Genomic DNA, 12,114 nt, shown 5'->3' with positions numbered 1-12,114 from the left:
GCTGGCCGTGCTGCTTGGTGCGGCTAGGAGGAGTGTGGCATCTGCGGGCGGCTGGTCCGGTGGATCGCCGTCACGGCTGCTCCCTGGCCCATGCGTCCGTGGGCCTGGTCGCGTTCCTTCGGGTGGCGGCGTTTGCCGTTTCCGTCAGGCCACTGCTTGCTTGGGTCCGCACCCAAGGCCACGGCAATGGTTGTTGGCTCGGGCATGGGAGCCATGTCCATGGACTCCACCAAGTGGCTTGCAACCTCAGGATCGATGCTCTCAGTATTGTGATTCGCAGTCATGGTTCTTCCTTTCCAGTGCGCCTGTCCGCTGGACTTACCAGCGGACCTTTTTCTCGGTCTTGGCCTGCTTACCGCTCGCGGCCGTGGGTTTGTGCCCCTTACCGGTGCTTTGCCAGCCGGCCGGTGCGCCACCGCCGGACTTACTGGCCAGCATCGCCCTTTGGGCGTCGGTCAGCTTGGATTTGATACCGCCGGCAGCGGGGGTTTTGTTGTTATCTGTCGGGTTGGCAGTCATATGGACTCCTGGAAGTAAGTGAGTCCTGAAGAGACACGTATCCCGTGGCGTTCGGTTCGAGAAAAGGCGTCGACAACGGGAACGGCATGGAGGCAAGCCTCAACAGGCGTGGATTTTTGTCTTCTGTCAGGCAGGGCGTGCTCACAGCAGAGCACGGGCCTGTCTACTCAAAAATCAGTGTTCCCATGCGTCATACCCTAACCGCGATCCTCCATATTTGTGAACCCCTCGGCTAGCATGACTCTCGTGATCCGGACTACGTCGATCGTCGCTGCCCTTCGCGATGCCGGTTGTGTTTTTGCCGAGGACGAGGCCCGTCTCCTGATCGATGCCGCCACCCATCCGGAGGAGCTCAACCGGATGGTGGACCTGCGCGTCGCCGGACTGCCACTGGAGCACATTCTCGGATGGGTGGATTTCTGCGGGACCCGGATAGCTGTTGATCCGGGGGTGTTCGTGCCCCGGCGTCGCACCGGGTTCCTGGTGCGACAAGCGGCTCTCAAAGCCCGTCGGTCAATCGTTGGGCGCCGTGCCGTCGTCGTGGATCTCTGCTGCGGGTCCGGAGCGATAGGTGCCGCCCTCAACGACATTCTGGGCGACTGCGAACTGCACGCCGCGGATATCGACCCTGCCGCGGTGGCGTGCGCCAGGCACAACCTGGAGCCTCGTGGCGGCACTGCCTACTTAGGCGATCTCTTCGATCCGCTCCCCCGCCGGCTGCTGGGCCGGGTTGACGTGCTCCTGGTCAATGCTCCCTATGTCCCCACGGAGTCGATCAGCCTGATGCCTCCGGAAGCGCGGCTGCACGAGCCCGCTGTGGCGCTCGACGGCGGCGCTGACGGTTTGGATGTGCACCGTCGGGTGGCGCTTGAAGCGCCTGGGTGGTTGGCGCCGGGCGGGTGGCTCCTGATCGAGACATCGCGGCAGCAGTCCGTCGAAACGGCCGCCCTCCTGAGCGCCTCGGGGTTGATGGCCGACGTGGTGACGGATGAGGATCTCGATGCCACACTGGTGGTGGGGGCTGCACCCGGCCAGGGATGATTCGTCACTTTTAGGGCCGGAAATGGCCCTGTTAAGTGGGCATAGCTAAACAATTTGGTAACAACGCGCCTCGCGGGGCAAAAACCACCCGACTTCCGCGTCCTTACAGGGCAAAAGCCGGTAATGAGATGCAACACACCTAGGCAATTTGCACCCTCTCAGGGGCCAAAAATAGGATCTCAACTCGGGTTTTGGGGCTGAACCGCGTAAAATTGAAACCCTGCCCAGAGCGGGGCAGCAGAAGTCGCAAGCAAATGACCTCCCTAGGAGAAGCCCAAATGCCCACAGACCAAAGCAACACCGTCTCTCCGGATGGCGCAAGGAACGCCACCGGGAACCAGGTATTGGCAGGCCACACCCCGGCCGCCACGAACGCAGCAAACGCAATTAAGACCGCAGCAAAGAAAACGAAGCTTCGCCCGAAGCGCCGATTGAAAGAATCGGACGTCAACGTGGTGGATAAGCCGATGCTGCGCAAAGCACTCGGCGGCACCATCGTCGGCAACACCATGGAATGGTACGACGTCGGTGTCTTCGGCTACCTCATCACAACCATGGGCCCTGTCTTCCTCCCGGAAGCAGACAAGTCCGTCCAGACACTCTTCCTTCTGGGCACCTTCGCCGCAACCTTCATCGCCCGCCCCCTCGGCGGCGTCGTGTTCGGTTGGCTCGGCGACAAGGTGGGCCGCCAGAAGGTCCTCGCAGCAACACTGATGCTGATGGCGGCAAGTACGTTCGCCGTCGGCCTCCTTCCCGGCTACGCGCAGATCGGCATCTGGGCCGCCGCGTTGCTGGTGATCCTGAAGCTCATCCAGGGCTTCTCCACCGGTGGCGAGTACGCCGGTGCCACAACCTTCGTCAGCGAGTACGCCCCGGACAAGCGCCGCGGCTACTTCGCCAGCTTCCTTGATATGGGCAGCTACATCGGCTTCGCCCTCGGCGCCGCCCTGGTTTCGGTCCTGCAGCTCACGCTGGGACAGGCCGCCATGGAGGAGTGGGGTTGGAGGATTCCGTTCCTAATTGCTGGTCCTCTGGGCCTCATCGCGGTGTACTTCCGTAGCAAGATCGAAGAGTCCCCCCAGTTCCAGGCAACCCTGGACGCGCAGGAGGCTTCCGCCAAGGACGCAGCTTCGCAGGACGCCGCAGTCGCCAAGGGCCCCATCGGCATCGTCAAGGCCTACTGGCGCCAGATCGTGCTGGCCATGATCCTCGCGGCCGCCGCAAACACGGTTGGCTACGCACTGACGTCCTACATGCCCACGTACCTCACTGACTCCAAGGGCTACGACCCCGTGCACGGCACCTTGCTGACCATCCCGGTCCTGGTGATCATGGCTGTTTGCATCCCGCTGACCGGTAAGTTGTCCGACCGCATCGGACGCCGCCCGGTCCTGTGGGTTGGCGCAGGCAGCACCATCGTGTTCTCCGTCCCCGCGTTCCTACTGATCGGAATCGGCGAGATCTGGTCCACGCTGGCCGGCCTTGCGCTGATCGCCTTCCCGGTGACGTTCTACATCGCCAACCTGGCCTCGGCACTGCCGGCCTTGTTCCCGACGTCCAGCCGTTACGGCGGAATGGGCATCGCTTACAACTTCTCGGTTGCGATCTTCGGTGGAACCACACCGTTCATCGTGCAGGGCCTGATCGAAGGCACGGGCGATGACATGATGCCGGCGTACTACCTGATGGCCACATCCATTGTGGGCGCCATCGCCATCTACTTCCTGCGCGAATCGGCCCAGCGCCCGCTGCCGGGTTCCATGCCCAGCGTGGACACCCAGGCTGAAGCACGCGAGCTCGTCGCCACGCAGGACACCAACCCGCTCATCAACCTGGACGAGATGCCGTTCGACGGCCAGCCGATCGATGATGCCGTGTTTGGTAAAGGCAAGTCGGACCTGACCCCCGCGTAGGCCCCCTTTGCCTGCAACTTCTGCATAGCGACGCTCACTCCAAGCGTCACGGATAGTTCGCGGCAGCTGCCGCCCACCGCAGCCACCAGCCCCAAGGCGCTCTCCTTGAGGTTGGTGGCTGCGGCTGTTAAAGCCCCGATTGTGCAGCCACTGCCTCGCCGATAATCCGTGCCCCCTCAGGGAATCGACCGGGATTCGGACCGGCGTAGTTGAGCCGGATGTAGGGGCCTTCCGGTTCTGCCGGGAACCACTCGGTCCCGGCCGCAATCAGGACGCCGGCCGCTTCGCAATCCTTGGTGAGCTGCTCGACGTCGAACCCGTCCGGCATCCGCAGCCACAGGTTCAAACCGCCCTTGGGAAGGTGGCTCAGGTGCGCCTGCGGTACGTGCTCGCGGAGGCTGGTGACCAGGAGGTCGCGCCGCGACTGCAGCTGATGACTGAGCCCGCGAAGGTGCGTTTGCCACGCGGGCTGGGTGACGACGTCGAGCGCTGCCGCCTGCAGCAGCCCGCTGACGTACATCGACTCGGCAGCCTGGGCGCCCATGATCCGTTCACGGGCGGGGCCGCGGGCGATGATCGCAGCCACCCGGATGGATGGCGAGACGCTTTTGGTCAGGGAGCGGATGTAGACGACGTGCCCGGAGTCGTCCTTTGCCGCGACGGGCACCGACGGCGCCGTGATGCCAAAATCGTGGGCCCAGTCGTCCTCCACAAGGAAAGCCCCGTGGCGCTGAACGATCCGCAGCACTTCCTCGCCGCGCTCCGCGGACCACTGGGCGCCCGTGGGATTGGCGAAGTTGGGCTGGGCATAGAAGAGCCTCGCCCCGGATTCCTCGAACGCCCTGTCCAGTTCGTCCGGGTCCGGCCCCTCCGGGCCGCTGGGGACAGGAATGACGTTCACGCCCGCCTGCCCGGCGGCAAGCAGCGCTCCCCAGTAGCTTGGCGACTCCACCAGCAGCGGCTGCCCGTGGCCAACCAGGCCGCGGAAAATCGAACTCAGTCCGCTTTGGCTCCCGGGAAGAATGACGACGTCGCTCGGCTGGGGAGGCGTGACGCCCACCGGCGTTGAGGTACCGAGCTCCTGCGCGAACCAGGATTGGAGTTCCGGAAAACCCTGCGCAGGGGGCCGCGACAACGCGGCATCGCCCCGGGCTGCGCGGGTCAGCGCGGCGCGGACCTGCCGCTCCGGCAGGAGTTCCCGAGCGGGATAGCCGGAATGGAAAGCGATGACGTCGTTGGAGGCGCTGCGCATGGCGGCGGAGTTCAGTGGCCTGGCCGTTTGGGCCGATCGCAGGGCGGCTGTCTGCCAGCCGTAGTCGGAGGGCCTGGCCGTGCGGTAGGCGCGAACGAACGTCCCCACGCCCGGCCGGCTCTCGATCAGGCCTTGCGCAGTGAGGTTTCGCAGCGCCTTTTGCACCGTTACGGGGCTCGCCTGGTACTCCGCGACGAGTTGCCTGGTAGATGGCAGTTTTGCTCCCGGAGCGGCTCCGGCGATCCACTCTTTTACTCGCGAGACGATCCGGGAACTGCTATCGTTGTTCATGAGTCACAATAGTAGCGCTACTACACTTTCGCGGCCAGTGATATCCACCAAGACCTCGACCGGCATCTGGTGGGGGCTCCTCGGCGTCCTGGCATTTTCCTTCACGGTCCCGCTGACCCGCGTGGCTGTAGAGGGCATGTCTCCTCTCTTCATCGGAGCTGGAAGGGCAGTGGTTGCGGCCCTCCTTGCCGCGCTGGCACTGGGCTTGACCCGTCAACGCTTCCCCCGCGGCCGTCAATGGTTCCGCTTGGCCGTAGTAGCGGGCGGGATCGTGGCAGGTTTCCCCTTGCTGACGACCTTCGCCCTCACCAGCACCTCCGCAAGCCACGGTGCTGTCGTGATCGCGCTACTGCCCGCCGCCACCGCCACGATAGCGGTGATCCGCGGCCGGGAACGCCCCCGTCCATTGTTCTGGATCCTCACGGCAGTAGGTGTCGTAGCCGCCTTGGTTTTCGCCCTGGTCCAGTCCGGCGGATTCGGCTCCCTGCACTGGGCTGATCTCCTGCTGCTCGGTGCTGTCCTGGCTGCAGCCATCGGCTACGCGGAGGGCGGACTGCTGGCCCGTGAATTGGGCGCCTGGCAGACCATCTCCTGGGCATTGGTGGTGGCCTCCCCCGTCATGATCGTGCTGACACTGGTCTCGCTGGGTTCCGGAATGCCGGCCGCGTCACCCGTCCAGTGGTTGTGTTTCGCCTACCTGGGGGTCGTGAGCATGTTCCTGGGCTTCTTCGCCTGGTACCACGGACTCGCGATCGGTCCCATGGCCCAGGTCAGCCAGATCCAACTGGTCCAACCCGTCATGAGCATCGCGTGGGCCGGGCTGTTGCTGGGCGAGCCGATGACGTGGACCACCGTTGTGGGTGGACTGGCGGTGGTCCTATGCGCGGGAGCCGCTGTCCGCGTAAGGCTCAACCCGCCGTCGAAATCCTGAACGCACTGAAAGGAAGAAAACATGTACACCCCAGCGCATTTCGCGGCATCCGATGAGGCCATGGCCAATCTGCTCAACCACGGCGGGGCCGCCAACCTTGTCACCATGACGCCGCACGGGCTGCTCGCCACCCTCCTGCCCTTCGTGTACGAGCCGGCGGTCGGTGAGCACGGGGCGCTGCAGGCCCACATGGCCCGGAACAACACCCAATGGTCCTCCCCCGTTACCGGTGAAGCCCTGATGATCGTCCAAGGCGCGGACGCGTACATTTCGCCCTCGTGGTACGCGTCGAAGGCCGAGCACGGCCGTGTGGTGCCAACCTGGAACTACTCCACAGCGCACGTCTACGGTGAGCTTGTTGTTCATGACGACGCCGAATGGCTGGGCCGGCATGTCCGTCGCCTCTCCGGGCAGCACGAGGCCGGCATGCCCCGGCCGTGGACGGTGGATGAAGCACCCGAGCGGTTCATTGCCGGACAACTGAGGGCGATTGTCGGCGTCGAACTTGTGATTACCCGGGTGGAGGCGAAGACCAAACTCAGCCAGAACCGTACTCCAGCGGATGTTGACGGCGTGATTGCCGGGCTCCGTGCCTCCGGCGACGCGGCGAGCGCGGCGGATGTGGAACGGGCGCGGACCTCGTAGACTCGGCGCATGCGTGAGGAAACTGCCCAATCCCCGGGGTCTGTCGGCTCGATCCACCATCTGGAAATCTGGGTGCCGTTCCTTGAACGCGCCAGGGAAGAGTGGGGTTGGCTCCTGGGCCAGCTCGGCTACGAGCCGTTCCAGCAGTGGCCCACCGGGTGCAGTTGGAAGCTCGGCGGGACGTACGTGGTGGTGGAACAGACCGATGCCATCACGGGTACGGCCCACCGCCGGACCGATCCCGGGGTCAACCACGTGGCCTTTCACGCAGGCACGCGGGAGAACGTGGACAGGATCCGGTCGCTCGGTGCGGACGCGGGCTGGTACGAGATGTTCGAGTCCAAGTATCCGCATGCCGGCGGTCCGGACCACTACGCCGCCTACCTGCTCAACACCGACAGCTACGAGGTTGAACTCGTAGCTGAATAATTACACCGGAGGAACAGCAGGACGCCACATCGCCACACGCGGCCAACGGGTCAGCCCCAACTGTGCCTCGTGTTCCATGAGGTGCGTGAGCTCCGGACCCCAGCTGCCGGCGTCGAGCACTTCAAAACCAAGCCGACGATAGTACGGAGCGTTCCAGGGCACATCCCGGAACGTGCTCAATGTTTGCCGTTGCATGCCGTGGCCGCGCGTCCAGATCCGCGCGGCGTGCAGCAGTTCGTGGCCGATGCCCTGATGTGCGTAGTCGGGGTGGACGCTGACCTGCTCCACGTGGCCGTTTCCATCGACGACGTCGGCCAGCAAGTACGCCACCGGATAGTCGAGTCCGTCGACGTGCACCCAAGCACGTCCGGCTGCCGCGTAGGCGCCCAACGTTTCCACGGGAAAAGGCTCGTCGTCCGCGATCTGGTCCATGCCGAGCTGCCGGAAAGTCTCCCCCGCGGCGCGCTCGATGTCCTGCATCATCTGCAGGTCGTCCGAGTGGGCCAGCCGGATCATTGCCGTGCGTCCAGCGCGGGAGGAGCCACCAGGAATTTATTACGTTCTTCAATGAGGTTCTGCATGTACCGGGCGAGGACCAGCTTTTCCGCCAGCCGGCCCAGCGGTCCGAACGGCGCCGCGAATTCGATCGTGTCCACCATCAGTGTCCCGCTGCCCTCGGGCCGGAACTCATGCGTGTGGCGGAGGTACTTGAAGGGGCCCTTCACCTGTTCGTCAGAGAACGACGCCGGAGCCTCCATCCGCACGATGCGGCTGGTCATGCGGAACCGGACTCCCAGGTGCCAGGCCTGCCAGGTGACGGTCTCGCCTTCCGAGATCAACCCGGACGTCACCCCGGCGATGGCTTTCTCACGACTCTTGGTCATCGACCCCACGTGGGCGTCTATGTTCCGTGACAGGTCGAACAGCTCCTGCGGCGACATGCTGGAGCGGGTGCGGCAAACGAAAGCGACAGGCATACCTCGATCTTCCCAGACGTTCCCGGTTCGGCATGCCCCGGTTCACTACGGGTTGTGACCGGGCTTATGGCGGCGTACGGACAGCCCTGATAATTTCGAAAGCAAACCCTGAATGATTGGTGGTGTTCCCTGTGCCCGCGCTTCTGATGCACGCCCGCGAACTCCACCGTCTTGGCCGGGCGAACAACGATCGTCTTTCCGCCGTAAGGGTCGCCCTGAGCGTTGCGCTGCCTGGGCTCTTCCTGATCCTCGTCGGCCGCCCCGACCTCATGCTGTACGCAGTTTTCGGTGCGCTCACGGGGATGTACGGCCGCAACGAGCCCCACCAACTCCGGCTCAAGCACCAGGCACAGGCCGCGTTGATCCTGGTGGGCGGACTTACGATCGGCGTTTTCCTGTCCGTGAACCACATCCATTCGTGGTGGCTGGTGCTGGTGGCTACCCTGTTTGCCGGTGCCGGGTCCCTGTACTCGGACCGCGTCCGCCTCAAACCGATCGGACCGTTCTTTGGCATCCTCGCGTTGGGCGCCTGCGCTTCCGTCCCCACCAGCGTGCCCTTCACGACGGCGGTACTCATCGGAGCTGCCTCGGCTGCCTTCTCCTTGGTGGTCGGTTTCGCCGGCTGGTTCCGGCGCCGCACCTGGGTGGCCGGTGCTGCGCGGGAAGCCCCTGCCCTCCGGGGCGCGCTTCGCCATGCAGCCCTGGTCCATGCCGCGCGCTACTCCTTGGCGGTGAGCGCGGCCGGCGCCATCGGTGTTCTGAGCGGCAGCGGCCACCCGCACTGGGCCATGGCTGCAGCCGCAGTGCCGCTGGCCGGTGCCGACCTCCCAAGCCGCGTCCACCGGGGCATCCACCGCATTGTGGGGACGTTCCTCGGCTTGGCGGTGGTCGCCGTCGTCCTCTTCCCTGGTCCGTTGTCGCCACTGCAGTACTTCCCCGGCCATTCCGCCCTGGTCCTGGCCGTCGTGGTGATGCTCTGCCAGTTCCCCACGGAGCTGTTCATGGCCCGGCATTACGGCTGGGCGATGGTGTTCTTCACGCCGGTAGTCCTGCTGATCGCGCAGCTTGCGGCTCCGATGGACCCGGGTGTGCTGGTGATGGAACGCGCCATTGAGACGTTCATAGGTGCAGTGGTCGGAATCTCGGTGGCGGTGTTCGTGCGGAAGCCGCGCACCAAGGCACTCCCGGCCTGACATCCACGGGCCCCGTCTTCAGCTGCCTGCGGCATACTGGTTCAATGCAGGCGACGACTGTCCTGGTCGAAGGCGAAAGCGACCGGCTCGCGGTCGAGATGCTCGCGCGCCGTCGCGGATATGACCTGGACGCGGCGCATGTATCGGTGGTCCCCATGGGAGGCGCCACCAGCATTGTCCGTTACCTCGATATTTACGGCCCGGCCGGCGCAAACCACCGGCTCCTTGGGCTGTGCGACGAGGGCGAGTCCCGTGGCGTTGCCCGCGCGCTGGGCCGGGCCGGACTCGGCGCGGGCCCCTTGGACGAACTCGGATTCCAGGTTTGCCGTGCTGATCTTGAGGACGAACTCATACGCTGCCTCGGCATTGATGCCGTGCTCGGTGTCATCGACGCCCAGGGTGAGCTGACGTCGTTCCGGCTGCTCCAACGCCAGCCTTCGCAACGAGGACAACCGGTTCCGTCGCAACTACGCCGTTTCTTTGGTGGACGCAGCGGGAACAAGATCCGCTACGCGCCCCTGTTGGTGGCAGCCCTGCCAGCGGGCCAAGCTCCGGATCCACTCGCGCGGCTTGTCGACGCGTTGGCGAACGGGAGTTAGGGCTCCAGCGGCCGGCGCGGTGGTCCGGCGGTCAGCTTTGCCGGAAGAACGCGAGCGAAGAAGCTGACCACTTTGTACCGTTTGGTGGGGATGGAAACGCCCTTCCCCTTTGCGTTGTCCTCCAGGCCTTCCCGCACCACACGCTCCGCGGTGAGCCACAGGAAGCGGGGGGCCACCGATTTGTCCATGCCCATGCGGTCGTGGAATTCGGTGTGGGTGAAGCCCGGGCAGACGGCGGTGACCAACACCCCGGACTTGGCGTACGTGGTGTTGGCCCAACGGCTGAACGTCACCTGCCATGCCTTGGCTGCGGAGTAGGTGCCTCGGTTGGCGAAGGCGGCAACACTGGCCACATTGATGATCCGGCCCTTGCCGCGGGCCAGCATCACTTCCAGCGCGGCATGGCACAGTTCCATGGGCGTTTGGACGTGCAGCCTCAAATGGCGGCGTTCCTCGGCCAATTCGTTGTCCTCGAACGACTTCAAGAGCCCCACCCCGGCGTTGTTGATCAGCACATCCACCGGCCTCGCAGCGTCCCGGAGGCGGTCCGCCACAGCCGAAACGCCGACGTCGGTGGTCAGGTCCGCGGGCAGCACCTCTGCCAGGATGCTGAAGTCGCGTTCAAGCTCCGCGGCTTTTTCCTTCAACCGCTGCTCGTCCCTTGCCACCAGGACCAGGTGGTGTCCCGACTCGGCGAGCTGACGGGCGAACTCGGCACCGAGCCCGGCAGTTGCTCCAGTAACAAGTGCGGTGAGTTCATTGGCTCGATTGGTCATGCGCCCAGACTAGTCTCCGCTTCAGCCCTCGCCGAGAGGGCACTTGATGACAATGCCCGCGAGTTGGATTGCCACTATCTGTCATCTCGGTGCGTAGGATGGCTTTTGAAACGATGCAACGCCGCAAAGGATTCCCATGGACAACCACGCCCCATCCCCGCAAGAGCCACTAGTCCTCAACAACAATGGGGCTTGGTGCTGGTTCCAGGATGAGCGGGCACTGATCGATCCCACCAACAACACCCTGCTGCTCGGGTCAGTCGCTTCCCCGGAGGGACCGGGAGGGCTGGACCGCGGAGGGAACATCGAGATCACGGTCCTGGACCTGGCAACGGGCGAGCGAAAAATCAACGTTCTCCATGAACGCCTGGAGTCGGATGACCACAACGCCCCGGCACTCCTGATCCGTCCGGACGGGCGATATGTGGCCATGTACGCCAAGCACAAAACGGACAATTACTCACGGTGGCGGATTTCCGTTCGCCCGCACGATGCTTCCGAGTGGGAGCCTGAGCAGCAGTTCGATTGGACAGAGCTGGCCAATGGCCGCGGCGCGACGTACTCCAACCTTCACGCTCTAACGGCGGAGAATCGGGTCTACAACTTTGTCCGCGCCATCAACGACGACCCCACCCTGATGGTCTCCGACGACGACGGCAGCACCTGGAACTACGGCGGTAAACTCTTCACGCGCCCCAAGATTGGCTACGTCAACGGGTACACGCGGTACGTCTCCAATGGCATTGACCGTATCGACCTCATCACCACGGACCACCACCCGCGCGACTTCAACAACAGCATTTACCACGGCTACATCCAAAGCGATGCGCTCCACGACGCCGAAGGCAACGTGGTCAGCAAACCCGTGATCGGAGCGGCCGGCATCAACCAGACCTCCCTCACCACCGTTTTCGAGGCCGGGTCAACGCTCGACGGCGATACCCTCACCCACGGCTGGACTACCGACCTTCGCAGGCAGGGCACGGAACTCGCCGCGATCGTCACTTGCCGGGCCAACGACGTGAACGGTCCGCTGCGGCGGGAGCAAATGCTCGACGTCGACGATCACCGCCTGCTGTACGCGCGCTTTGATGGCGCGGGCTGGAAGCTGCATCCACTCGCCGTCGCCGGTCCCGGCTTGCTGCCGCACGAGCAGGACTACACAGGGCTGGGCGCCGTGGATCCCAACAACCTGGACAGCGTGTACATCTCCACACCCGTGGATCCGCGGACAGGCTCGGCCACACCGCATTACGAGATCTACCGGGGCACCACGGCTGATTCCGGGGCCAGCTGGCGGTGGAAGGCAATCACCGAGGGGTCCATCGTGGACAACCTCAGGCCCATGGTGGTGCCCGGTGATCCGGCGGTGCATGCGGTGTGTTGGTTCCGAGGATCAATGAAGTCCTCGCAGGCGTACGAAACAGAGGTTGTTGTCCGCCGAGGTGACACTTAATACCAATGTCTGCGAGGCAAAGTCAATTGGTGGGAGCAACGCTGGGGGTTAGGCCGCTTGTAGCAGCTGGTTTAGCCGGTTGGCTGGGGTCT

At 64.4% G+C, this 12,114-nt stretch carries 14 protein-coding genes; 8 read left to right on the top strand and 6 right to left on the bottom strand.

Annotated features, from left to right (window positions below; translation table 11 throughout):
• Nucleotides 1–23: 23 nt before the first annotated feature.
• Together PV760_RS17090 and PV760_RS17085 are read right to left on the bottom strand one after the other, a co-directional pair.
• Entirely contained in the window at nt 24–284 is a 261-nt protein-coding gene (locus PV760_RS17090) for a hypothetical protein (protein ID WP_018778949.1), read from the bottom strand.
• Nucleotides 285–318: 34 nt separating this feature from the next.
• The gene (locus tag PV760_RS17085) at nt 319–519 is read right to left on the bottom strand and encodes a hypothetical protein (RefSeq protein ID WP_039239315.1); all 201 of its coding nucleotides are present in this window, start codon (nt 517–519) and stop codon (nt 319–321) included.
• A gap of 237 nt (nt 520–756) precedes the next feature.
• Between PV760_RS17085 and PV760_RS17080 the strand changes: the two genes are divergently transcribed.
• Nucleotides 757–1,560 carry a putative protein N(5)-glutamine methyltransferase gene (locus PV760_RS17080; protein WP_354628306.1) on the top strand — a complete coding sequence of 268 codons (804 nt, stop codon included), beginning with the start codon at nt 757–759 and terminating at the stop codon, nt 1,558–1,560.
• Between the two features lie 278 nt (nt 1,561–1,838).
• Complete coding sequence (locus PV760_RS17075; RefSeq protein WP_018778952.1) at nt 1,839–3,473, top strand: MFS transporter; 1,635 nt, start codon at nt 1,839–1,841, stop codon at nt 3,471–3,473.
• Nucleotides 3,474–3,600: 127 nt separating this feature from the next.
• Here PV760_RS17075 and PV760_RS17070 read toward each other — a convergent pair whose 3' ends face one another.
• Nucleotides 3,601–5,016 (bottom strand): aminotransferase-like domain-containing protein, encoded by a 1,416-nt coding sequence (locus tag PV760_RS17070; RefSeq protein WP_354628305.1) that lies wholly within the window; start codon nt 5,014–5,016, stop codon nt 3,601–3,603.
• Between PV760_RS17070 and PV760_RS17065 the strand changes: the two genes are divergently transcribed.
• The 3 genes from PV760_RS17065 to PV760_RS17055 are packed head-to-tail and all read left to right on the top strand — an operon-like array spanning nt 5,015 to nt 7,021.
• Nucleotides 5,015–5,947 (top strand): DMT family transporter, encoded by a 933-nt coding sequence (locus tag PV760_RS17065; protein WP_055977256.1) that lies wholly within the window; start codon nt 5,015–5,017, stop codon nt 5,945–5,947. The genes PV760_RS17070 and PV760_RS17065 overlap by 2 nt on opposite strands.
• A gap of 21 nt (nt 5,948–5,968) precedes the next feature.
• Nucleotides 5,969–6,592 (top strand): FMN-binding negative transcriptional regulator, encoded by a 624-nt coding sequence (locus PV760_RS17060; RefSeq protein WP_055977253.1) that lies wholly within the window; start codon nt 5,969–5,971, stop codon nt 6,590–6,592.
• A gap of 9 nt (nt 6,593–6,601) precedes the next feature.
• On the top strand, nt 6,602–7,021 hold the full coding sequence (locus PV760_RS17055) for a VOC family protein (RefSeq protein WP_079582378.1): 420 nt from the start codon (nt 6,602–6,604) through the stop codon (nt 7,019–7,021).
• Here the strand turns inward: PV760_RS17055 and PV760_RS17050 are convergent, their stop codons facing one another.
• On the bottom strand, nt 7,022–7,537 hold the full coding sequence (locus PV760_RS17050; RefSeq protein WP_354628304.1) for a GNAT family N-acetyltransferase: 516 nt from the start codon (nt 7,535–7,537) through the stop codon (nt 7,022–7,024).
• Nucleotides 7,534–7,998, bottom strand: coding sequence for an SRPBCC family protein (locus tag PV760_RS17045; protein ID WP_039239308.1), 465 nt, complete (start codon nt 7,996–7,998; stop codon nt 7,534–7,536). Before PV760_RS17045 ends, PV760_RS17050 begins: the two co-directional genes overlap by 4 nt.
• Before the next feature lie 122 nt (nt 7,999–8,120).
• Here PV760_RS17045 and PV760_RS17040 point away from each other — a divergent pair, with 122 nt between their 5' ends.
• Both PV760_RS17040 and PV760_RS17035 read left to right on the top strand, forming a co-directional pair.
• Nucleotides 8,121–9,191 carry an FUSC family protein gene (locus PV760_RS17040; protein ID WP_354628341.1) on the top strand — a complete coding sequence of 357 codons (1,071 nt, stop codon included), beginning with the start codon at nt 8,121–8,123 and terminating at the stop codon, nt 9,189–9,191.
• A gap of 44 nt (nt 9,192–9,235) precedes the next feature.
• Nucleotides 9,236–9,790, top strand: a complete 555-nt coding sequence (locus tag PV760_RS17035) for a TOPRIM nucleotidyl transferase/hydrolase domain-containing protein (RefSeq protein ID WP_354628303.1) — start codon at nt 9,236–9,238, stop codon at nt 9,788–9,790.
• On the opposite strand, the gene PV760_RS17030 is transcribed toward PV760_RS17035, so the two are convergent.
• Entirely contained in the window at nt 9,787–10,566 is a 780-nt protein-coding gene (locus tag PV760_RS17030) for an SDR family NAD(P)-dependent oxidoreductase (RefSeq protein ID WP_354628302.1), read from the bottom strand. The two genes, PV760_RS17035 and PV760_RS17030, sit on opposite strands and share 4 nt — an antisense overlap.
• 136 nt (nt 10,567–10,702) lie before the next feature.
• Between PV760_RS17030 and PV760_RS17025 the strand changes: the two genes are divergently transcribed.
• Nucleotides 10,703–12,022 (top strand): BNR-4 repeat-containing protein, encoded by a 1,320-nt coding sequence (locus PV760_RS17025; RefSeq protein WP_193590703.1) that lies wholly within the window; start codon nt 10,703–10,705, stop codon nt 12,020–12,022.
• Nucleotides 12,023–12,114 lie beyond the last annotated feature (92 nt).

It is taken from the genome of Paenarthrobacter sp. CC6 (assembly GCF_040560085.1).
GTDB lineage: Bacteria > Actinomycetota > Actinomycetes > Actinomycetales > Micrococcaceae > Arthrobacter > Arthrobacter nicotinovorans.
This window is presented reverse-complemented; position numbering and strand designations above follow the sequence as displayed.